Origin of the sequence: Treponema socranskii subsp. buccale (assembly GCF_024181585.1) — a bacterium.
Classification (GTDB): domain Bacteria; phylum Spirochaetota; class Spirochaetia; order Treponematales; family Treponemataceae; genus Treponema_D; species Treponema_D buccale.
Genome location: NZ_CP054258.1, coordinates 867607 through 890729 on the forward strand (window position 1 = coordinate 867607; position 23123 = coordinate 890729).

The 23123-nt window shown below is 50.8% G+C and carries 18 protein-coding genes; 8 read left to right on the forward strand and 10 right to left on the reverse strand.

What is annotated here, in order from left to right; translation table 11 throughout:
- Positions 1–74: 74 nt before the first annotated feature.
- The 3 genes from HRI97_RS03830 to HRI97_RS03840 are packed head-to-tail and all read right to left on the reverse strand — an operon-like array spanning position 75 to position 3937.
- Entirely contained in the window at positions 75–1562 is a 1488-nt protein-coding gene (locus HRI97_RS03830; RefSeq protein WP_253726703.1) for a CapA family protein, read from the reverse strand.
- Complete coding sequence (locus HRI97_RS03835; protein WP_253726705.1) at positions 1559–3328, reverse strand: tetratricopeptide repeat protein; 1770 nt, start codon at positions 3326–3328, stop codon at positions 1559–1561. Before HRI97_RS03835 ends, HRI97_RS03830 begins: the two co-directional genes overlap by 4 nt.
- Positions 3329–3331: 3 nt before the next feature.
- The gene (locus HRI97_RS03840) at positions 3332–3937 is read right to left on the reverse strand and encodes a hypothetical protein (protein ID WP_180486655.1); all 606 of its coding nucleotides are present in this window, start codon (positions 3935–3937) and stop codon (positions 3332–3334) included.
- 66 nt (positions 3938–4003) lie between these two features.
- Here HRI97_RS03840 and HRI97_RS03845 point away from each other — a divergent pair, with 66 nt between their 5' ends.
- The 6 genes from HRI97_RS03845 to HRI97_RS03875 all read left to right on the forward strand — a co-directional run bounded on the left by HRI97_RS03845 (position 4004) and on the right by HRI97_RS03875 (position 12275).
- A complete protein-coding gene (locus HRI97_RS03845; RefSeq protein WP_253726707.1) occupies positions 4004–5050 on the forward strand; it encodes an outer membrane protein assembly factor BamD in 1047 nt (348 codons plus the stop codon).
- Positions 5047–6390, forward strand: a complete 1344-nt coding sequence (locus tag HRI97_RS03850) for a lytic transglycosylase domain-containing protein (RefSeq protein ID WP_253726709.1) — start codon at positions 5047–5049, stop codon at positions 6388–6390. Before HRI97_RS03845 ends, HRI97_RS03850 begins: the two co-directional genes overlap by 4 nt.
- Before the next feature lie 24 nt (positions 6391–6414).
- Positions 6415–7797 carry an OmpA family protein gene (locus HRI97_RS03855; RefSeq protein ID WP_253726711.1) on the forward strand — a complete coding sequence of 461 codons (1383 nt, stop codon included), beginning with the start codon at positions 6415–6417 and terminating at the stop codon, positions 7795–7797.
- Positions 7798–7799: 2 nt separating this feature from the next.
- Entirely contained in the window at positions 7800–8558 is a 759-nt protein-coding gene (locus HRI97_RS03860) for an amino acid ABC transporter ATP-binding protein (RefSeq protein WP_301338901.1), read from the forward strand.
- 64 nt (positions 8559–8622) lie between these two features.
- Entirely contained in the window at positions 8623–10311 is a 1689-nt protein-coding gene (locus HRI97_RS03865) for a DUF8510 domain-containing protein (RefSeq protein WP_180485652.1), read from the forward strand.
- A 122-nt stretch (positions 10312–10433) separates the two neighbouring features.
- Positions 10434–12275, forward strand: coding sequence for an FAD-dependent oxidoreductase (locus HRI97_RS03875; protein ID WP_301338902.1), 1842 nt, complete (start codon positions 10434–10436; stop codon positions 12273–12275).
- 125 nt (positions 12276–12400) lie between these two features.
- On the opposite strand, the gene HRI97_RS03880 is transcribed toward HRI97_RS03875, so the two are convergent.
- The 4 genes from HRI97_RS03880 to HRI97_RS03895 form a co-directional block, all read right to left on the reverse strand.
- Positions 12401–13015, reverse strand: coding sequence for a DUF2271 domain-containing protein (locus HRI97_RS03880; RefSeq protein WP_253726713.1), 615 nt, complete (start codon positions 13013–13015; stop codon positions 12401–12403).
- Entirely contained in the window at positions 13012–13611 is a 600-nt protein-coding gene (locus HRI97_RS03885; RefSeq protein WP_253726715.1) for a TetR/AcrR family transcriptional regulator, read from the reverse strand. The genes HRI97_RS03880 and HRI97_RS03885 overlap by 4 nt, the downstream gene beginning before the upstream one ends.
- Positions 13612–13802: 191 nt before the next feature.
- The gene (locus HRI97_RS03890; protein ID WP_253726717.1) at positions 13803–14996 is read right to left on the reverse strand and encodes a TraB/GumN family protein; all 1194 of its coding nucleotides are present in this window, start codon (positions 14994–14996) and stop codon (positions 13803–13805) included.
- The gene (locus tag HRI97_RS03895) at positions 14993–16681 is read right to left on the reverse strand and encodes a tetratricopeptide repeat protein (protein ID WP_253726719.1); all 1689 of its coding nucleotides are present in this window, start codon (positions 16679–16681) and stop codon (positions 14993–14995) included. The genes HRI97_RS03890 and HRI97_RS03895 overlap by 4 nt, the downstream gene beginning before the upstream one ends.
- Before the next feature lie 169 nt (positions 16682–16850).
- Between HRI97_RS03895 and HRI97_RS03900 the strand changes: the two genes are divergently transcribed.
- Complete coding sequence (locus HRI97_RS03900; protein ID WP_253726721.1) at positions 16851–18641, forward strand: hypothetical protein; 1791 nt, start codon at positions 16851–16853, stop codon at positions 18639–18641.
- Positions 18642–18919: 278 nt separating this feature from the next.
- A complete protein-coding gene (locus HRI97_RS03905) occupies positions 18920–20350 on the forward strand; it encodes an MGH1-like glycoside hydrolase domain-containing protein (protein WP_253726723.1) in 1431 nt (476 codons plus the stop codon).
- Between the two features lie 67 nt (positions 20351–20417).
- Here the strand turns inward: HRI97_RS03905 and HRI97_RS03910 are convergent, their stop codons facing one another.
- From HRI97_RS03910 to HRI97_RS03920, 3 genes are all read right to left on the reverse strand, one after another.
- Complete coding sequence (locus HRI97_RS03910; protein WP_253726725.1) at positions 20418–20966, reverse strand: ATP-binding protein; 549 nt, start codon at positions 20964–20966, stop codon at positions 20418–20420.
- 133 nt (positions 20967–21099) lie between these two features.
- Complete coding sequence (locus HRI97_RS03915) at positions 21100–21438, reverse strand: anti-sigma factor antagonist (RefSeq protein WP_180485678.1); 339 nt, start codon at positions 21436–21438, stop codon at positions 21100–21102.
- 20 nt (positions 21439–21458) lie between these two features.
- Entirely contained in the window at positions 21459–23099 is a 1641-nt protein-coding gene (locus tag HRI97_RS03920) for a GAF domain-containing SpoIIE family protein phosphatase (RefSeq protein ID WP_253726727.1), read from the reverse strand.
- Positions 23100–23123 lie beyond the last annotated feature (24 nt).

A 23123-nucleotide genomic window follows, 5' to 3' on the forward strand; every position in this document is an offset into this window, starting at 1 on the left:
ACGGCCATCCTCGCCGAAAGCATACTTTTATTTTAAAATACGTTCGCACTCGGCATTCGGACTTTTATTAATTTTCACTTTACGGCATCCGTGCGCCGCTTGAGCGTAACCGTTTTTCCTTTGAGTTCGGCTTTGTAGATTTCGCAGTAAGCGATGCGTTTATCTACGATGCCGAGCCTCACGATTTCGCTTTCGGTCGCGCCCGGCATTCCTTCCATACCGTTGAATAAAAAATTTCCGAGGCTGTAGACGATGAGGCTTTTGCCGTACCATTCGACGCTCTGGAGGACGTGCGGGTGACTTCCGAATACGACGTCGGCGCCCGCGCTGCACAAAGCTTCGTACAAGCGGCGCTGACTTTGTGTCGGCGTAAAGCGGTATTCTTCTCCGCCGTGCACGTTTACGATGACGAAAGCGCCCGCATCTTTTTCTTTTTTGATGCTTTCCAAAAGCTCGTCGCTCTGCCACAAAATACCCGCCCGCGTGTCGGTCGCAGTTGCAGTCGTTTTGCCGTTAAAGCCCGAGCGTTCGACGGGAAAGGCGCCGCATGAGATGATCGCGAACGTCGTGTCTCCGACGGTTTTATGATAAAACTTTTTTGCCTCGTCCGCATTGCGTCCCGCTCCGCTTGTCGGTATGCCGTACTTTTCAAAAGCGGCGAGCGTGTCCTTAAAACCTTCTTCTCCGAAATCGTACGAGTGATTATTCGCCTGCATGAGATAATCGAATCCCGCGTCTTTTAAGTGCGGCAGCACTCTTTCGTCGAAACGGAACGTATAAGTTTTTACCGCATTGTTTTTTGAAGACGTTACGACGCCTTCGAGATTTCCGATCGTAATATCGTTTTTTTGCAAAACCGAAAGCGTATTTCCGAATACCGTTTCGAGGCCGTCCGGACGATCGATTAAAATTTCCTGTACACCGCGCGCAACCATGATGTCGCCGACGCTTGCAACGAAAATCGTTTTACATGCGGATGCGTTTTTCGGCGCAAAGAGGGCTTTGCAGAGTGCGGTGAATTTTTCCGCATATCTTTTATCGTATGAGACGCACACGGCGTAGCGCTTTACGGAAAGTGCATAGCCTTCGCTTCCGGCATAGACGCCGTCAACCGGAAGCGCGCGATTACCCTCCGGCATTGAAGCCGCCTCGGAAAAAGAGACGCTCGCATCGGGAGAAAGGAGCGATGCTTGCGGCGTTCCGTCGTTTGTAAAATCCGCTTTTACCGAAGGAAGCAGTTCCGTTTCGGATAACAGATAATAGACTTCGTTTTCGCTTCGTGCTTCTTTTGCGATCGGCACTTCTGTCCTTTCCGAAATTCGTCCTATCGTAACGGGAACGGCGCCGAAAAACGAGGGGCGCATGTTTTCGCTTTCTTTTATAAAGCGGAACGAAGGCTTTTCGCTTTGCACCGCTTCGAATTCCGCTTTGTAGGATTCGTAGAGCGCATCCGACACGCGGACGAAAAGTCTTGCAGGACGGAATGCTCTTAGGGCGAGAGCGATAAAAAAAAGCGATGCGAGAGCAAAAAAAATCGCTCGTATTTTCTTGGGATACATCATTTTATTAATTTTGACAGCTCCTCGTTCAGTTTCCGCATTTCGGCATTGTTCGGGTCTAAGGCGACGACCTGTTTGAGATAATACTGCGCTTTACGGTAGTCGCGTTTTTCATAGTAGATTTCATAGAGTCTGAAAAGCGCGTCCGCATTTCTCGGGTTTGCGATGAGGCTCGAACGCAAATCGGTAAGAGAATCTTCTTCCGCCGTATCCAAAAAACTCCTTCGGTAATAAAAAAAACTCCGCATTCGCGAAGAAGATGCCGGCAGGCGGGAATTGATAAGCGAAAGCGCCTGTGCACTCCGGCCGGTTTTACTCAGCACGACGATGTATGACTGCACTATATCGTCGTCGTCGGGATTTTCGGCGTACAGCGGCGAGATGAGATTCCACGCTTCATCGTTCCTTCCGAGTTCGAGGCAGATGCGGATATGTACGAATATGTCGCTTCGAATCGCCTCGCTTGAAGCGACGAGCGCTTTGCTCGAATCGTATGCGCTCTTCCATTTTCCGTCGTGCATCAATCCGTCAATTTCATAACGTTTCGCTTCCGTATTTGCAGGATCGATTTCAAGTGCGCGCTTTGCAAATTCTTCGGCGGTAAAACCCGCAAGCGGAGCGGACGTCGAAGAAGCCAGACGCGCGGCAAAGAGGAGGACGTCCAAATCGTTCGGATACAGCGAAAGCGCGCGCTCGATCGTTTCTGATGCGGCTGCAAAGTTTTTACTCCACTCGTACTGCAGGCGGGCGCGGAGCAAAAGATAGGCACGGGAAGACGTATCCTGCCTCGCGTACACGTCGAGGAGGGATGCCGCCCTGATGTAATCGCCTCTGCCGGCTAAAATGCGCGCACGGAACAAAACGTAATCCAAATCGTTCGGTTCCTGCTGGAGCACGCGGCCGACGTATTCTTCGGCTGCAGAAAAATCGTTAAGCGCAAACGATGTTTCGGCGCAGAGCTTCAATACGGCGATGTCCGCAGGATAGCGCTGTAAAAGAGAGAGCGCTGCAGTCTGCGCTTCCTGCATTCTGCCCAGCCGCTTTAAGCAATCCGCTTCGGCGTATGCGATTTCTTTACATGAAAGTGCGGATTTTGCGGCACGCGAAAAATGATCGAGCGCTTTTTCCGTTTGCATCGTTTTTATATACAGCACGCCGATAAGGTAATGAGCGAGGGCGGAGTCGGGACGAAGCGCAAGAGAAGCCGTGAGCGCCTGCTCCGCAATCGACGCATAAGAAGAAACATCGTCCGCTTTAATGACGACGAGAGAGGGAAGGACGAGCGTAAAAAAATCGACGTTTCCGGTACTTAAATCGTAGATGCCCTTTTGCGCCGATTCGATCGCTCCGAGATACGCGGTCGCTTCGGTTACCGGCGGCGTTTCCCAATCAACGCGTTCGGAAGGCCATGCGATTTTCATGATACCCGAAAGGACGTTTAAAAGCACTTTTTCCGCTTCTGTATAATCCTCTCCCGATTTCCGCAAAAGAGAGACGGCGCTCCGTATGGAAGCGGGGGAAGCGTTTTCTGCAGCCGCCATCGCATCGGGGGCGATGCGAAAAAAAAACGTACGGCGCGTCCGCTTGGGTACTTCTATTGCGATCGCCGTTTTTTTATCGTCTGTCGTTTCGTTTTCGTAATTTTTTGCCGCGCTTTGCACGGACGGAGCCTTTTTTTTCGATGCCGCGCACGGAGGAGCGGCACAAAACGTACATATTACCGTAACGAGAATTATTAATTTTATTCCGCTTCGGAAATATATACGCACCGATTATAATCCTTTGTCGAAAAGTTCTTCTTCGTCTATATCGATTTCTTCACTTTCTTCTTCGACGTAAAATTGATTGTATTTTTGCTGCAGCAAAAAGAGGACAACCATAAAGATTCCGGAACTGATAATAAAGAATGGGATGAACGTGAGGACAAAACTTTTGAACGAGCCGGGAATGATGCGGAACGAAAACAGCAAAAACACGATACCGAATAAAAGCAGCGTTACCGCCGGAAAGGTATAGGCGATGCGCAGTTTGTGTGCTTTATAAAATCCCGCCGCTAAAAGCGCAATGGAAGCGAAGACGACCGAAGCCGGCCACCATTCGTGTATCGTTTTCGGAATGACGCCTCCCGTAACGAGGCCGAAAAAGATTCCCGAAAGAGAGCAGAATATGCCGAGAAAAAGATGGAACGAATTATGCGTAAAAGACAACGTAAAGTATAAAAAGACGGCTCCGAAGATGATGCCTACGATGGGCCATGCGGTCATGACGAGGCTGTCCGTCCCGCCGGGTGACAGAATAAACATGATAAATCCGGCAGTGATCAAAAATATCCCCAACGCGAGAATCATATTGTAAAAGCGCATACTGTGTCTTTTCATGGTATTTTATAGAATACACTTTATACGGCGTCTTGCCAATAAGTCCCGCTCGTGCTACAGTACCGTATGTTGAAAAAGGTTTCGTATGCGGCGGGGATCGCCGTACTGCTCGCCTGTATTTTTGCGTTTCCGTCGTCGGTGTCGACTGCGGAGCCCAAACGCAGAGAGCAGATGCAGCTTATAACCCTTCTCAAAAGACCCGGTCTTGCAGAGGGCAGCCGGTACGCGATCGTCAATCAAATCGCAAACAATATGCTTTCGGCGAATGACTATCAATCCGCCGTTTTGTTTTTAACCGATTGGGTACAAAAACATCCCGACGACGCATACAATTCGTATTGGCTTTTGATGACCGGGTACGCATACCTTTCGATGAGTGCGGAGCCCTTTGCGGAATATTATTTCGACCGCATTTTGCGCCATTATCCCGATTTGCTCGTAAAGGGGCGTTCCGTCCACTTTTTGTGTCTTAAAAATCTTATCCGCATAAGCAAAACGTCTTCTACGCGTATCGCCTATTTTAACGAAATGATAAACCGGTTTCCGTCAGAAGTCAGCGTTACGGAACTGTATTACCGCCGTGCGCTTGAATACGAAAAGGACAGCGAGTGGGAAGCGGCTTTGCGTTCTTTTGCGCAGTTTCTCGAACAGCCCGACGCTCCGACGATCCAGATTGCGGGAGAGCCGAACGCATACAGCGATGCCCGCCGCCTGGTCGATTTTAATAATTCTTCCAAAGACTGGACATTTGAAAGCCTCGACGCCCTCGTTACCGCAGTCAAAACTGCGATCACGCGCTACGATTGGAGAGCGCTCGACAGCTATTGCGCAAAGATCAACTTTTTTTATATGTCGTGGACGCAGGACGAAAACGATCCGAATTCGCAAAAAGAATTTTCTCTGCGCGTGTATATGCGCGGGCAGCGTATTTCGTTCAGTGATAAAATCGAGCAGGGAACGACGCCGAACGAAGCGTATCTGCGTACATGGGGATGGACACCCTATTCGCCTGCGTGGTACTTATATTTTCGCAAAGTCGATTTTCCGATCGATCCCGACATAAACGGCAACTGGGAATGGGCGGGCATTTACATGGGCGAACGGCTCTTATGACGCGCTCCCTCCGTTCGGCTCTTGTATGCGCGGTTTTCGTTTTTTCGTTCGCATCCGATGCCGCCGCTGAAGGTCTCGCATCACTCGACAATTCCGCTAAACGTCCGCCGGATGCCGCAGGTGCCGCCGCTGAAGAGCGCACATCGCTTGAAGCTTCGGCAAATCGAACCGTTTCCGATTCCGCATCGCTCGAAGACGAACTCGCTTCTCTTCCGCTCGTACAAACGCTCGATACGGCCGATGCCGACGGAAGCCCGAATCCCCCTTCAAGCGATGTCGAACTTCCGCAAAGTGTGCACGCCTCAAACGGCACGCCGGAGGAGGTCGAAGTCAAACCTGTCGTACGAGAGGAAATGCCGCTTTCCGTCGCATATAAGGAGCTCGACATTCCCGGAGCGGACAGACCGTCAGTGCAAAAATACCGCGATTATTATCTTTCGGAAAAAGCGGTCAAATGGCTTTCCGTCGTTCTCGAAAACGGAGAACAGTATCGACTCTACGTGCGCGAAAAGCTCAAAGAGCGCGGTATGCCGTCCGTTCTCGAATATCTTCCCGTCGTCGAATCGGGCTATACGACAAATGCAAAATCGAGGAGCGGAGCGGTCGGCCTCTGGCAGTTTATGGCAAACAGCACAAAACCCTTTCTCGTCAGAAACGATTTTGTCGACGAGCGGCTCGACCCGTGGAAATCGACCGACGCGGCGCTCGCAAAGCTGCAGGAAAATTTCAATATGTTTCACGACTGGCTTCTCGCGATCGCCGCGTACAACTGCGGTGCGGGCGCCATGGCGAGAGCGCTTGCAAAAAATCCCGGCAAAGATTTTTGGTATTTGGCGGAACACAAACAGCTGCGCGATCAAACGGCCGAATACGTGCCCAAGCTCCTCGCCGTCGCGGACGCTGCGGAAAACGCCGCGTACTATGCGGTCGCCCTTCCGTCGGCAAAAGACGAAAGTGGCGGGCCCGTCAATCCCCGTGCCGGTTTTTTCGATTACGCCGAAACGAAGGGTGCGATTTCGGTCAAGCGGCTTGCGTACGAATTGAAGATCGACGAAGACACGCTTTCTTCCCTCAATTCGGCGCTCTTTCGCGGCATCACACCGCCTTCATCCGCATGGCGCATCCGCGTACCCGAAGGTATGGCGCGCTCGGCACAGGATGCGATCGCCGCGATCGAACCCTATCGTTTTCAAACGCGTTATACGGTACATGAGGGCGATTCGCTGTGGAGCGTCGCCAAGCGTTTCGGCACGACGGTTGACGCCCTGTGCGATGCGAACAACGTAAAATCGAATGCGGTTTTGCGGATCGGAAAAATTCTCTATATACCCGTAAAATAAGCCGATATTTTTATGTGAGTGCGTATGCAAAAAAAAATTATACTGTCTGTCTGTATTTTTTTCGTTTCAATGGTGAGCGCGTTTTCGCAAAGCGGAGCTATGACGTCCGTAAGCCGCGTCGACTGGACAAAACAGCAGTTCGTTTCGTCCGTTTCATTCGATACGGAAAGGGCAGGCATATCGCTGCCTTCGGGCAAAAACGCCGCTGCGGAATCGATGTACGTAAAGCTTCCCGCATTGATTAAAGATCCGCTTTTATCGCTCTACGTCGATAACGCAAAGCAGCTCGGAGATTTGATACTCGACGGCACGCTTACGTTGAAAGAGATCACCGACATCGTTTACGGCGGCAAAATGACGAGTGCGGTTTTTAAAGGCGGAAAACTCACGCTTTCCTTTACCGATACGATTTCCATCCCGTCGATAAGCGGTATGCTGCTCAAGCAGCGCACGCCCTACGCGCCCCTCGTTCCGATTGCATCGGCCGCCTCCCGCGCGTATTCGGGTATCGTCATAGATGCGCGGGGCAAGCTGCCCGTGCACGGCGAATACGTCGAAAGCGTCGTATCGCCCTGCTTTTTTCCGCGCATTTGGGATGAAAATATGGATTTGATTTACGAACGCGATATGGCATCATTCGATGCGGCAAAAGCGAGAGGTATCGTCCTCTACGGAGAGTCCGACGATACGCGTGCATATCACGAACGCACGGGCTATGATCCGCTGTACATCAAAGCGTATAAAGTGTACGGAAAAAATCGCACCGATCCCGTCATCCGCTCAAGCGATGCGCTTCGCATTCTCACCGTAGCGCAAAACCGGGCGCTTTTAAAAGAAGGCAAAGTCGTCGTCATCCTCGACAAAGACGAGCTTGTGCACGATGTGAGCGCACCTCTCAAAGACGATTCATACTACGCCGCCTACGATACACTCCGCCGAGAGATTACCGGAGGAGAGAGTGCGGCTGAAACTCAAAACGGCTCAAGCGGCGGCGTTCCCGATACAAAAGTCGACGACGGGGTGAGAGGCATCGTCATATCGGTTGCGAACGTAAAGTTTATTCCCGATTCGCCTGAACTTTTGCCGGCGGAAAGAGCGCGCATAGAACGCATCGCATCGTCGCTCAAAGAAATTATTAAAAACAATGACGGCTATACGATATTCGTCGAAGGCCATACGGCCGATGTCGGAAAACCGGAAGGGCAGATGAACCTTTCGATCGAACGTACGAAAACGATCATGCACGCGCTCATCGCATACGGTATACCCGCTTCTCTTTTCAGCTACCGCGGTTACGGCGGCACGCTTCCCGCCGCTCCGAACGATACCGAAGAAGGCCGCAGACAAAATCGGCGCGTCGTCATCACCGTGCGCCCGAAAGACACGTACATACAGCGGGATCAATAACGATGCGGCAAAGCGAAGAGATTATTAAAATAGAAAACCTTTCGAAATCGTTCGGTACGACGGAAATTATTAAAAATATTTCGTTTTCCGTATACAGGGGCGAAGTGCTCGGTATCATCGGCCCCTCGGGAAGCGGCAAGTCTACGATCCTCCGCTGCATTACGCAGCTTGAAACCGTAAGCGGCGGTTCCGTTTCGATATGCGGGCAAAACCTCGTCAAAGACGGCATCTATGCGGATAAAACCGCTCTTCGATCGATAGCGCTGAAAACGGGACTCGTCTTTCAGAATTTCAATTTATTTCCGCACTATTCGGTTTTGCAGAACGTCGCGGACGCTCCCCGCCGCGTTCTCGGAAAAACTGCGGAAGAAGCGAACGCGCTTGCGGTCGATCTTCTTTCGCGCATGGGGCTTGCCGATAAAATCGAAAATTATCCTTTCGAACTTTCGGGCGGACAGCAGCAGCGTGTCGGCATTGCGCGTGCGCTTGCGCTCAATCCGGAAGTGCTGCTTTTCGACGAACCGACGAGCGCCCTCGATCCGGAATTGACCGGTGAAATACTTTCCGTTATCAAAACGCTTGCCGCGGAAAAGATGACGATGGTCGTCGTCACTCACGAAATGGCGTTCGCCCGCGACACGAGCAGCCATATCATATTTATGGACGGAGGCGTCATCGTCGAACAGGGGTCTCCGAAAGACGTCATCGACAATCCGAGAGAAGCGCGCACGAAAGCGTTTTTGGCAAGATTCAACGCGTAAATCCGATTGCGATAATACCGACTGCATGGTATACTGTAATCGACAACAAAAAACGGAGCGTGGTATGGACGAGCAGGAATTGGATCCGTCGATCGCAGCATTGCTTGCGGAAGCGGAAAAGTCGCACCGAATCGGCGAAGCGGAAATCGATACGGGGCGGGCGGATGCCTCGCCCGAAGCGAAAACGGACAGAGATGCCGAACGGAGATTGCCGAAAGGAATTCACGATGTCGATTTGGGTGTCAAAGGCTTCGGTCCTCCGGGAAAATCGCTGAACGATGTTCCGTCCGATGTTTTCGACGATCCGCAGTATTATAAAACGGCGCTTTCCGGCGAAAACGAATCGGCACAGCGCGTACACGTACAGCTTTCAAAATATCTTACGAGTCAGGATCCGAAAGACCGTGCTGTTTTCCGGCAAAATATTATTTCGGCGTATTGGGAACTTTTGCGCGGTATGGCGGAAAAATCGGGCAATATGCATTTGCCGATGCCCAAGCGCATGCTCATGCGTTTCGGCGTTTTGCTTCCGTCGCTTTTCAAACCGGAACAAAAAGAATTTTTTTCGCGCATCATATTTGAAAACCTTACGAACGAACCGATTCTCTACATGGACGAATGGTTTAAAGAAGTCCTCTCGGGGCGCATGAATATTTCGATGACGGACGAACCCGCCTCTTCGCGCAGGATCAGTAAAAATCCCGATGAAGCTCAGATGCAGGAACAGACGCGGCTCATGCAGCTGCAGTCGAAAAATTCCGGTAAACTGCAGAGCGCGGAAAGCATGCTTACGATGAAAGAGCACGAGCGCGAAATGCTTGAAATCGAATTGAAGCGCCTCGTCGACACTATATGTGAACACCAGCCCTGTTTCGGGCTCGAGCCGCATCTCGCTCCGTACACCGACGCGCAAAAGCACGATTTTTCCGAGATAAGCGACAAACTGCGAAACCTTTCGCGGAACGATAAAGAACTTACAAAAAATTTGCGCGAGTTTGAAGAAGCGAAGGGCATCTTCGACAGCGTACAGGAAAAGCTCGCCGCGGGGCCCGAGATCGTCGAAATGAATACGGGCGACCTGAAAACCGAATTCGATACGGTGCGTCAGATGGCGAAGATGACGGTCGGCAGGCAGGGAAATCAGTTTCCCATTTTTACGCGCGAGTTTTTTCACTGCACCGAAAAGGGGACGGGTACGCGTGAAAACGTGCTCGAAGTTATGCGCTGGGTCGAGTCGATCGATCCGGGCGCGTTTTGCCGCATTCACAAAAGCGTGCCGAACAGAATCATTCCGTATACGCTGCTCGTGCCGACGTACGGCGACCGCGGTTTTTGCTGGCAGCCCTTCGACCGTTACAATCTCGTGACGAGCCGCGGGCGCATCGTCATTCCGATGTATCCTCGCGATCTGCTGATCGCCGTGCTGACCGCCGTCGCGGACCTCCGCTGGCAGGTCGCAAAAGAAAAAGCGTCGTATTATTGGATGGAAGAAGGGCTTACCGGTCAATATTATCAATACATCGACCGGCAAAAATTAAAAGGCGATCTCAAACAATTTTTTATCGAAGATTACGTTTTGTGGATGACGAAAGAATCCTCCGGCGTACAGCGCCTCGATAAAGAAGTGCGCGGCATCTTTTGGCGCAATATGCCGTTTCCGCAGCCGCTCAAAGAAGAGCTTAGGAAACGGAGCCTCGTGTACGACGAGTTGTGCATCAAAGATAACAACCGCGCGATGTCGGACGGATATTGATCGGCAGTCTGTGCGGCGGATTTTACCGAATCCCGCATTTCATTTTCCTATAGACAGATATGGAAAAGCGTGTATACTGTTCTTGACGGATTAATAATTCTGTCAAGGAGTTTAATATCGTTATGAAAAAGATGTTGATCGTAACGCTTATCATATCGGCGGCGGTTTTTGTATCGGCTTGCGGAACGAAAAAGCTTTCATATACCGCCGGCACATACGAGGCGACAGTCAGAGGCCACAATGCCGATATCACCGTTTCGGTGACATTCGATAATTCGGCGATAAAGGATATCGTCGTAACGGATGCTCACGAAACGAAGCGCGTCGGAGAGGTTGCGCTGAACGAGATGCCCGGAAAAATTATTGCAGCGCAGGGACTCGGCGTAGACGTCGTTGCCGGCGCGACGGTTACGTCGGCTGCGATAAAGGCTGCCGTCGCCGCGTGTGCAAAACAAGCGGGCGCGGATCCCGAAGCGTTGTATAAAATCGTGCCCGCAGCGGAAAAGGCGAAAGACGAAACCTACGACTACGATGTCGTCGTTGTCGGCGGCGGCATCGCCGGTATGATGGCGGCTGCAAAAGCGCACGAGCAGGGTGCAACTGTTGCATTGATCGAAAAGGAAGGGCTGCTCGGCGGAAGCTCGGTCAATACAAGCGGCGTATGGCAGGGAAATCCCGATAACAGCGATGATGCGAAAGAGCTCTGGATCAAAGCGTGGCTCAATTCGCAAAACGAAGTAACGGCCGTCGGTTTCCCGAAAGAGGAAATGATACGCGCGACAGCCGATATCAGCTGCGATTCGATTTTGTTTTTGAAAAGTATCGGTTTGAATTATACGGTGCGTCATCAAATCGGTCTCGATAAAACGGCGCTAAATACAGCCGGCGGCAGCAAAGCGTCCGGCAGTATCGCGTCTACAACCTACGTTATCCCCGATGTGCAGGATACGAAGCGCGGCTGGAAAATATGCGAAGTGCTCAATGATTATCTTGTCAAAGAAAATATTGCCGTCTTTTTGAATACGCCGGGTACGAAGCTTTTGATGAACGGCGACGGTTCCGTTGCAGGCGTCGTTTCGGAAACAAAGCGCGGAACGAAAACGTTTAAAGCGAAGGCTGTTATTCTCTGTACCGGAGGCTATCATCAAAACGAAGCGATGATGAAAAAATATATGCCGATTTCGGCGGGCAATTATTCCGCGAGCGCGATCGGAAATACCGGAGATGCCATCACGATGGGAGAAGCGGTCGGTGCGCAAGTCTATGATAATCAAGTCGTATTCGGCGGATATTTTGTATTTAATCCGCGCGATGTGTACCGCGGCGGTTACGCATACAGCGATACGATTCCGAACACGCTTTACGTTTCAAAATACGGCGATCGGCGCTTTAAGGAAGACGGACACGCGTATTCCGCTACGGCGATGTACAATATTTACGGCGAGCCGACCTTTGTGTGGGATATAATCGATAGTGACGCTATCGATTCCATCGCGATCCGTACCGATATGTATACTATCGGCGCCGACGAAATTCTTGCAAATAAAAACGGCTTATACGAAGTGTATAAGGCCGATACGCTTGCAGAGCTTGCGGAAAAGATCGGCGTTATTCCGACGCTGTTTCTTAAAACCGTCGAACACTACAACGATCTGTGCGATCGCGGTGTCGACAGCGACTGGGGTAAATCGCCGCAGCTGCTTGAAAAGATCGATAAGGGGCCGTTCTATGCGATCAAGGGATATTCCTGCGACCGCAGTACGGTCGGCGGCATCGTGACGAACGTCAACAGTGAAGTCATATCGCAAAACGGTGCCGTTATACCCGGTTTGTATGCGGCGGGCGATGCTTCCAATCGCGCATTTTACGGCGGTGCATACTTGGGCGCGAGCGGTCTTACGGTAGCGAGTACGCGCGGATATATGTCCGGACGCAATGCGGCGCAGTACGCTTTGCGAAACTAGTACTCGCGAAATTAAATGCTGTCGGCATCCCGCATCTGCTGAAGTGCAGACGAGGGATGCCGATTTTTTTTATTTTTGTTATCGGACACGCTTTGCTTTCGTTTTGCAAAAAGAGCCGATGCCGTTTATCGCACGGTTACGATGACTTTATCGACTATCGTTTTCGCCGTCGTCAATTTTGAAACGTCTGTGTAAATCTTTCCGTCGCTGCCGTCTTCGGATCCCGTTCCCGTAAGCGAAAGCGCGATTTCACCGCCGGCACCCGAAGGAATCTTCGCTTCGTATACGACGGAAGGCTGACCGTTGACGCCGGAATTTTTCTTCGTATAAAAATCGTTGTAGTCGAAACTCGTGTTGAACTCCGCTTTGATAACGTATGTTCCGTCGCCGATTTCGGCGGTAAACACGACACCTCCTTTCGGCGTTGCGGCCGTTACGGCGTCCACGTCGGAATTGAGCGGAGCGCCTTTCGCGCTTTCGTAGTGCGCCGCATGGTACCATACCGGAAGCGATTCCGGCCGGCCGGCTTTCGGACCGACGATCCAATTACGCTTGCTTGCGCGCTGCGTGACGTAAAGCGTGCGCACGTAATTTCCGTTCGCATCTTCAAGCCAAACGGCGCATTGAGACGCCATCTTTTCTTTCCAATTTTTACCGGCTCCGATACTGACTGTCGCTTCTCTTGCGAAAAGCGCCGTACCCAAAAGCAGGATTCCCATAAACGCACATGCTTTTTTCATTGTATACCTCCAAAAATTGCATTCATCCATATAGCGATAAAGCGATCCGTATGCCGCTTTCCGTTATTCCAATATTTTTTATCGCATTTTTTTAAGATGACCGATTCGATGCAGCCCCACAATCCCGAAACGAGAACGCCGACGTCGAGGTCGGGATTTGCGGAATGCGCGATGCCGCTTTGAACGCATTCTTTGAGCAGGGCGGCTCCGGTTCTGTTGCACACATAATACTGTTCGATAATTTTATCGCCCGCATCCGATGCCGATTCGATACCCTGCATGACCAGCAGCGCTCTCCGCGGATTTTCAAAGCACCATGTGCGGAACGCATCGATCGCGCCGTACAGCCGTTTTTTGCCGGGCCGCGAACCTTTCGCCCCGTCTGCGATTCGGGCGTTGAGCTCGTTTAAGCAATCGAGACTGATCGCTTGAAAGAGTTCGTCTTTGTCTTTGTAATAGTGGTAGATATTTGCCGCCGTAATTCCGCAATTCGAGGCAATATCGCGCATGACGATCTCGTCGGGGTTTTTGTGCATGAGCAGTTCAAGCGTTTTCGTCTTTATCGCCGGAACGATTTCCGGATTCGCGTTCCGCATGTCGCCTCCTTGTAAGACTTTCGTAAACAATGATAATTTAACGATGTTTAATTATTCCGTCAAGAGATGCCGTAAAAAAGCTGTGTTTTCGCGGGCGTTATCGAGCTGCCGCGAGAGCGGGGGGTGAAGGTTTTGATTGATGTTCGGAATATAAAGACTGCCGAAAAAGCCGAGTGCTTTTTCGGCGATGCTCAGTGCGCGGCAAAAAAAGCGCCGAACGATTTTACGATGTCGGCGCCTGCGATAAAGGTACCGGTCGAACTTCCGAGTGTCGAAAGCAAAAACACGAGGAGCACGCGAAGGAGGCGGTTGCGGTACCAGCCTTTTATGCTTGTCGCATCGGCTTGGAGATTTTCCATATCGGACACTTTCGGTTTGCAAAAATACGCCTGTACGACGCCCGTGACGAGTCCGACACCGATGACCGGAGTGAGAGACGTGACCGGAGCTCCTACGGCTGCAGAGACGATCGTGATCGGATGTCCGCCGGCTGCAAGCGTACCGAGCGCCGCAAGAGAAGCGTTCCAAAAAATCCAGCTTCCGATCATTTCGCTTCCGATGCGTTTTCCGCCGAGCGCAAAGCCGAGGGCGACGAGGGCGATTATCGCGATCGGGATGAGCCAACCGGCGTATTTTGAAAGCCCCGTTTTCGGCGGCACTTGATCGATATCGCTCGTATCGGTCGTTTCGTCTCCGGCTGCGATTTTTTTGAGGTACGCTTCCACGCCGGGAAGGTGCCCTGCTCCGAGGACTGCAAGCACTCTTTCGCCGTTCGCTTCCCAAATGCGAGAAGCGAGGTAGCGGTCGCGTTCGTTTATGAGCACTTCTTTTATCGCAGGCAAATATTCTGCAAGCTCCGTCATCATCGAATCCATTTCATTCGATTTTTTTAACGCTTCGATTTGTTCGGGCGATATTTTTTCTTTGTCGAATGCGCTTGCGATAAGCGCGGAAATCAATTTGCTTTTTCCCCACAGCGAATTTTTTACCCATGCGCGCCTCAGCGTCACGGCTATCGGCCGGTCGACCATGACCGACGGAATACCGAGTTCTGCGGCAGTGTTCATCGCGGCGAGCATTTCGTCTCCGGGTTTTACGCCGACGTTTTCTCCGAGCCGCTTTTGAAAAGATGCGAGCACCAAATTCGCCAACAGTAAAAATCCCTCTTTGCGCTTCAACACTGCGATGATGTCGAGCTTGCGGTAGCTTTCGGGATCGGTCATGGAGCGGCTGCGCTTTTCGTCGAGTTCGATAGCGACGCAGTCGGGTTTTTGTTCCCTGATCGCGTCCGTCACTTCTTTGATGCTTTCGTCTGAAACGTGCGCCGTTCCGAGCAGCGTAATCGTCCGTCCGTTCAGTGAAATCGTTTTTTGTGTGTTGCTCACTTTCCGAGGCTCCATTCGGCAAGCCGGTATTCGAAAAACATCGGTGCCTGCATTTTAATAATTTTCGAATAATATTCGTTTGCGAGCTTCGTCGAACCTTTGAGCTCGTAGAACAATCCCATGTAGTACCACATCCTGCCGCGATCGGACGGTTTGTCGATTTTATCGATTTTCAGGCGGAGCGAATTTTCCGCGTTGAATCCGCCCTGATCGTGATAGAGACGCATCATTTCGTAGGCGAGAGAACTGCGATCCAAGGGACGCATCGCCTGTGCTAAAAATTTTTTACAGTCGATGACGTTTTTTTCTTTGAGAAAGGAGGCTGCCGTCATGAGCGCGTAGGAAAAGTCGCTTTTATCGTACGAGTACGCTTTTTGAAATGCAGCCCGCGCTTTCGCCCAATTCCCTTCGTGCCATTCGAGCAGTCCGATATCTTTGTATGCGAAAAAATAATCGGGTTTCGTTTCGACGACTTTGTAAAAATCGACGAGCGCTTCTTTGTATTTTTTTTGTTCGTCGTAGAGTTCGGCCCGATATACGTACGCGAGAAAGTACGACGGATCGAGCGCTATCGCTTTTGTCCACGCCGCCTCCGCTTCTTGGAATTTGCCGCGGTAGCGCAGGTATGTTCCCCAATCGAGGTAAAAATCGTAATCCGAATCGTCGACTGCAATCGCCTTTTCTATGTATGTCGATGCGCGAAGATAATTTTTATCGTCTGCTGCGATCTTGCCCAAATACGAGAGAGCGAGCGCGTGAGAAGGATCCTTTGCGAGAATCGCTTCGAAAGATTTTTTCGCTTCGTCCGTGTCGCCGATGTAAAACGCCGTCTGCGCGAAACCGAAAAGCGCGTCGATATTGCCGCTTTCGCTTCGCAGCGCTCTTTTGTACGCGGCGTTTGCGAGTTTGAATTTACGGGAGAGAGCGTATTGTTCTGCAAGCGCGATGTTCGCCGCCGCATTGTTCGGATCGGAAGCGAGAAGGCGTTTGATAAGAGAATCCGCTTTTTTTCTGTCGCCCGACGCAAGAGCCGTGCGCATATTGAGTTCGAGCACGTCGATATTGTCCGCATCCCGTGCGAGCAGCGCCTCTCCCGCCTTTTTCGCTTCTTCCGTACGCCCCGCCGAAAGGAGGAGCGATGCGCGGAGGATTTCCAGCTGTATGTTTTCTTTGAGCTCATCGGGAAGATTTTCAAACGACGCGAGCGCTCCGGCGATATCGTTTGCCGAAAGAAGCGCTTGCAGCTCCCGAACGAATGCGACATCCGCGGAAACGGGGGGGGCTTCCTGCGCCGGAGCGGGAGGTTCTTCGCTCTGCACTACGGATGCTTTTGCCGCATCGGAAGGAGTCTCCTGCGCTGCGGGCGATTTTTCAGCTGCGGATGGGGAGAGAGCCTCCCGCGCATCGGTAATTTCGGCTTTGCTTTCCGTGCCGCCCGTTTCCGTTTCGCGTTCCGGAAGAATCGCTTTTGCTTTTGCCGCATCGGATGACGTTTCTGCGGATTGCTCCGTCTTTTCGGCGGGAACGACTTGCGTATTTTGCGGGACGGAAGGGAGCGTCTGTGCGTTTGCCTGCACGACGTTTGCGCTCTGTCCGCTTTTCGGCGTACTTGCGCACGACACGAACGATATGATGAGTACGGTCAGGAATATGCCGGCTATAGGGCGGCTGAGGGATTTTTTCATCGTGTGTTCCTTAATTGTTTCTCGTAGTTATAATACATAAAAAAGAGGAAAATTACACCGGTTGCAATTCCTTGCACCATTGGTTAAACTGTCGTCAATGTATAGGAATATTGTCCGGAAGTCACTTGGGCTCCTTTTTACGTATATCGTTATAATTGTCGGCATTTTTATGCTGCAATTTAGAAGCGATTCCGTTATATCCGAAAGGATCGGAAATCTCCGCATATCGCTTGCCGAAACGAAGGGCGATGACGGCGGTACTGTTTTGAAAAATCGGATGACCGCATCGTTTAACGGTATCGCCTTTACGGTCGACGATGCTCATCCTCTCACCCTTTCCGTGCGCGGCGAACGCGGCCGCCGGAATCTTGCGCTCGTGTCATGGAAAAAGCCGAATTCCCGTTCCTGTGAATTTGCGTTCAGCGAAGGCGTGTCGCTTTCGTTTGCCGTAGGCGGAAGCGAAGATGCGGAACGTTTGACCGTGCACGCCGTTCTTCCGGAAAATGCGGACGACGTGCGTCTGCATTATGAAATCGTTTCGGGTGCGGCCGTCGTTTCGGAAACGGATACGCACGTACAGCTCGATATCAGAAACAGCCGATGGGAATTCGAAGCTGCGGAAATATCGGGCGGGACTGTTTCGTTCAGCGGACGAGGAACCGTGGCTTCGTATTCGTATTACGATGCGACGAAAAAATTCTCGTTTGACAATACGGCTCGTTTCGCGTCTGCGGAGCCCGGCGCGTATTCGACGACGATCGCTTCGTTCAAACAAAATTTAATAACGGCTTTCACTTCTCAGCAGGATATCACCGAGCAGGAAGCCGTTTCGTATGTCGCGGCTATGTCCGAGCGCGGCCGTTACAACGATGCGATCAACGCGGTGCCTTCTTCGTTCAGGCGCGGCGTACAACGTACCTATCTTTCATCTCCGTATTTCGATTCGCTTGCAACGATGAACCGTTCGCTCGAACAGCAGATGTCGGGCTTCCGCGATATCGTCGCTCAGAATACGATCGACGCGTTTACCGTTTCCGGCATCGTCGATTATATGTGTATGCATCCGGGCTCAAATGCGGTCAGAACGCTGCTTTCGACAGGGGCGGCGGTCAGTGCGAACTCGATTACCGTTTCACAGGCCGCTTCCATTCTTTCGGCCTACGATTCGCTCCTCGCCAAAAATGCCGAGTTTGCGTCGATCCTTCATCCGGCAGCACAAGTCTGTATCGATAAAATTACCGAAGCCTGTTCGGCTGAAAACGAAAAGATTACGATTTCCGAAAACGGCGCTTTCGTTTCGGTTATCCAGGCGGCGGAAGTCGGAGATGCCCTCGTGCGTTACGGGCGCGCATCGGGACAGGTGTCGCTCGAGCGGGGCGGCTACGTCATTTTGAATTCGTATCTTGCCGAAAGCGCTTCGTTCGATCTTCGAACGCTTGCTTCTTTGTATCCGATCGTCGTACACGATAATCCCTATTATCCGCACTTTGCACTTCTCGGTTTCGACGGCGGCAATGCGGTGTGGGCGTGGACCTGTGCGGCGAATATGACTTATGCGAACGACGGCAGGGGAACGGTTACGGTTACGATCGATTTCCCGCAGTCCTATACGCATTACGTTATCATAAACGGCATACAACGGTTCAGAACCATCTATATTTACGATTTGGCGTTCCGTACCGATCCGCGCTTCGAAACGTATAATTCTTCGGGCTATGTATACCGCGCCGACACGAATACGCTGCTTTTAAAGTCGCGTCACAAATCGCAGATAGAGACGATACGCTTTATCTATTCGGATGCGGCGCGCGAAGCGGCCGAGCGGCGGACGCTTACCGAAACCGATGCGGCAGGCAACGTCATCGCTCCTCCTCCCGAACCGCGGCTTCCGGCAAGCGCGCTTCCCGAAGGCAATATTCCGATGTCGACGGGCAACGCGTCTCCCGAATCCGCAGAGTGACGGTGCGCCGACTATGCGTACCTTTTTGTCGACTTCCTCACGTATTCATGCGATATCGCATATTCGGAGAACGGCACCGAACGCCGCTTTCCGTGCGGGTTTTAACGCGGCGCTTTCGGTTGCCGTTTTGATTTTCTCCGGCATTTCCGCCTTTTAAAATCGCGGAACGATGCCGTGCGGTAAAAAAAACTCCGTTTTTATAAAAAATATTTTGCGTTTTTATAAAAATGTGGTATACTGGTAAGGACTACTTTCGTACAGCAGTTGCAGGAGCACAAGTGAATAAGCATGATTTTCCGAAAATTCATTTTTACGATCAGGATTTTGTAGATATTTATAATAAAACGTGGTCGATGCTTGCAGATTTTTGGATCGACCCTGCGACGTCAAAAGACTCGCCGACAGGCTGCTTTTTATATCCCGAAAGCGGAAAGTGTATCATCGATCAATTCGAATCGATTTTCTCTTCTTTTTTTCTCGTATATTCGAACCGCAATTTCAATGCGAGTCAAAATATCGATTACTTTTACAACAAGCAGGAAAAAAACGGCGCGATCCGCTGGAGATACGACGCGAAAACCGGAAAACCCGTTCTGCCGAAAACGAATCCCCAGGGCGCGGGTATGCCGCTTTTTGCTTGGGCGGAATTCAATCTCTACCACAAATCCGCGAACAAGCGGCGTATAAAAGAGGTCATGCCGAAACTGCAAAAATACATGACATGGCTCGACGAAACGTTTAAGCGGGAAAACGGCTTATATGCCGTCCCCTTTACTGCAGGCACGATGTTCAACGCTCCGCGCGAAAAAAGCGTATACCCCGTCGATTTCAATGCGGCTATGGCGATCAACGCGTCTCACATGTCCGCTCTCGGTGATATCCTCAACGATAAGGATTTGAGCTTCCAATATCGGCGCATGTACTTTTCGATCAAAACGCGGATCAATTCGCTTATGTGGGACGACGCGACGCGTTTTTACCACGATCTCAATAAAGACGGGAACCGTTTAAGCGAAAAAACGATAGCGGGTTTTTGGCCGCTTCTCGCCGAAATCCCGAACGCCGATAAAGCGGAACTGCTCATCTCCCACTTGAGCAATCCCGAAACTTTCGGTACCGATCATCCGTTTCCGACGCTTTCGGCCGACAGCAGATCGTTTAAAAAATCGGGTGAAGGATTTTGCGGCAGCGTGTTTCCCGCGTTCAATTTTATGGTCATCAAAGGACTCGAAAAATACCGCCACTACGAACTTGCGCGCGAGTGTTCCATACGCCATCTCTACTACATACTCGAAGGGCTTATGCCGAACGACCCGAAAGAAAAGGGCGACGTGTACGAAGCGTATCTGCCGACGAAAGAAGGCAAAGCGTCCATGTCGAAAGATTCGGGCTTTCCGCGTCCGCACTATCTCATCACCGTCGGTCTTTCGACGATAGCGCTGATGATAGAAAACGTCATCGGCCTTTCGATAAGTCTTCCGCGCAAAACGGTCGACTGGATTATCCCGAACCTCGAAATCATGGGCATCGAAAACCTGTCGCTCAAGCGAAATCTCATAACGATATTGAGCAACAAAAGCAGCCGCGGCTGGGAAATCCAAATGGAAAGCGAAAAGCTCTACTACTTTACGATCAATATCCTCGATCAAAAGAAAAAGACGCTGCCCATTCCGTCCGGCAAATGTTCCATGCTTATCGATAAATTATAAACGCTTCGGAACACGCTGTATTTTCAAAAGCGTGTGAAATATGCGGCAGACAAAAATTCCGAATACGTCAGCGAATGGCGAAGTGTTTTTGTTTGAACTTTTTCAGCATTGCGACGGCGTTCCGTTTACCGTTAAAGACAAAGCCGCCGTTCCAGTATTCGACCGCCGCAAAGAGGGCATTTCCGCCGTCGTGTTCGTCGCTCGATGCCGTTCGGAACGAAACGTAGTTTGCGAGGTCTTCGAAATTCTGCGTGCGCAGGCATTCGATTCTTTTGCGGTTGAATTCGTTCCATGCCTCAAGATTTTTAAAGCCTTCGCCTTCGTCCTGCACGATGAGATGGGCATGGCCGGGACTGAACGAATACCAGACGGTTACCTTTTTGTTCATGTCGCAGCGGTTGCCGTGTTTGACGGCGTTTTTGATCACTTCGCTTATCTGCTGTTCAAGCAGATTCAGCTCTCTGATTTCCGTCGGCGCGGACTGAACGATGAGGAGCGTAAAATACCTGATCTGTCTGAAATCCGACGGAAACGTTTTTACGAGCATATTTTCCGTATTGAATAGGGGATCATTGTCATCCGAATGAAGTTCTTTTATCGCTTCTTCGCGTGCCATAGTGTAAACTCCTTTTTTAATTTTCGTTTTGCAATAAGTTCGTGTAACGGTATTATTCAATGACTTATGAAAGACGAGCGGAAGCGCAATTATCAACCTTCCGCTCTTGTGTCGTATTTTCGCAAGATAAACGTTATTCCTTCACCATCTGCAACGCGTCTTCGATGCTGTTTGCGATCGGAAAATATCCTGTCAGCTTTGTCAGTTCGATGACTTTTTTTACGGACCCGTGGATATTCGCAATTGAAAGGCGCAGGTTCATCTTTTTTATCGTAGAGCAAATATAGATGAGCGCTCCGATTCCCGACGAATCGATATAATCGACCTGTTCCAAATTGATGATGAAAAACTTGACGTTTTTTTCCAGCATTTTCATGACAAGCTCTTTGAGCTTATAGGAATTGTACAGATCCATCTCTCCATTTACGTCAATGATATAGATGTCGCCGTTTTTTCGGATTTTCAGTTCCATAAAATACGCTCCTTCCTAATTCATTTAATTTTTATGACCAAAAGGCTTTGATCGTCGTATTGCTGCGCCCCTTCCGAATGCCGCTTCACATCCGCTTTTACGCGTTCGGCAATCTCCGTCCCTGCAAGCGCGTGATTTTCTTTGATGACTTGCATGAGGCGCGACGCGGAATATTGTACACCGGATTCGCTTAAGCATTCAAGCAATCCGTCCGTACAGGTTACGAGGATGTCACCTCTTTCGAGCTGTAATAGTTCATCGGCAAAATCCGAGGTTTTTTCGACGCCGAGCGGTTCGTTTTGTTTTGACAGCTGCGACACTTCGCCGGTTTTCGCCCGGTAGACGAGTACGGGATTGATGCCGCTCGTCGAAATTTTGGTTTCTCTTGTCAATGGATTATAGTCGATGAGCGCGATACTTGCAAAGTGATCTTCTATGCCGTTTTCCGCACACAGTCCGCGGTTGATCCATTTTAAAATAGCGGCAGGGCTTTGGGGAGTCGCGGCTGTCATGCGCAGCATCGTGCGAATCATCACCATGACGCTGAACGAGTTCATACCTTTTCCGACAACATCCGACATGACGAAAAGCGTACGGTCTTTGCGTACTGCGAGGATATCGTAGTAGTCACCGCACACGTTTTCGTTTTGTACCGACCATGCTCCGAGCGATATGCCGGTCATTTCCGGAATTTTTTCAAGGATGAATTTCTTTTGGAATTTCGCCGCAGTATTGCCTTCTTCCGTGAAACTGCGTTTTTCGCTGTAGTCGAGAAAGCTTAAAAGCGTACGGAGCGCCGAAGCGGCCGCTTCGGTGAGCGTCTTCGCGTGTTCGAAATCGAGTTCCGAAAAGCCTTCTTTTTTCGGATCCCGCGACAGCGCCGAAACACCGACGATTCTGCCTTGTACGCGGATCGGAACGCAGATATAGCTGCCGCAAGCGAGAAAGTCTTCCGGTCCGTTTTGATAGATGCGCGGGTCTTGGACGGAATTTTTTATAAGCACCGCTTCGCCCGAAGACGCGACTTCTCCGAAAATGTTTTCGGAAAGCTGGAATTGCATATAGCGGAAATTCGCTTCCACCCGTACCGGTTTGTGCGGCAGCGTATCCGGCAGTTTATACGGAGGCGGAAAAGAGCCTTTCATGGAACGGACGGTGAGAAAGTTGTCGAATTCGTCCGACAGGAGAATGACGCAGCCGTCGGCTTTGACCGCTTCGGTGAGCTTTGCATTGAAGTAGTCGAGAAATTGATTTAAGCTGTCGTCATGCGAAAAAAGCTCGGCGGCTTTTGCGGCGAATTCTTCGTTTGCCCCGATTTTTTTTTCATACGATATGTTTGCAAGCGACTCGTGTTCGACTTTTTCGTGCACTTCGGAAGCTTGTTTTTTTTCCCGTTTTTTCGAATCGCCGAATGCAAGGATGATAAAGTAAGGCAGGATAAGGAGTTCCGAAGCAAAAAAAGCCGAAACGAAATAGAGGCCGCTTGACGAACGGAACATACGGATGAGACCCGCAAAAAGGATGCCGAGAGCGATATAGAGTACAAAACTTGCTTTTGCAGTATTTCGACAGCGTATGACGACCAGCAGCGCGAATAAAATTGCGAGCAGCACCGCCGCCCCTATAATCGGAATGTGTATAAACGACTCGATAGAATACAATTTTTAACTCCACGTAAAGCTGCA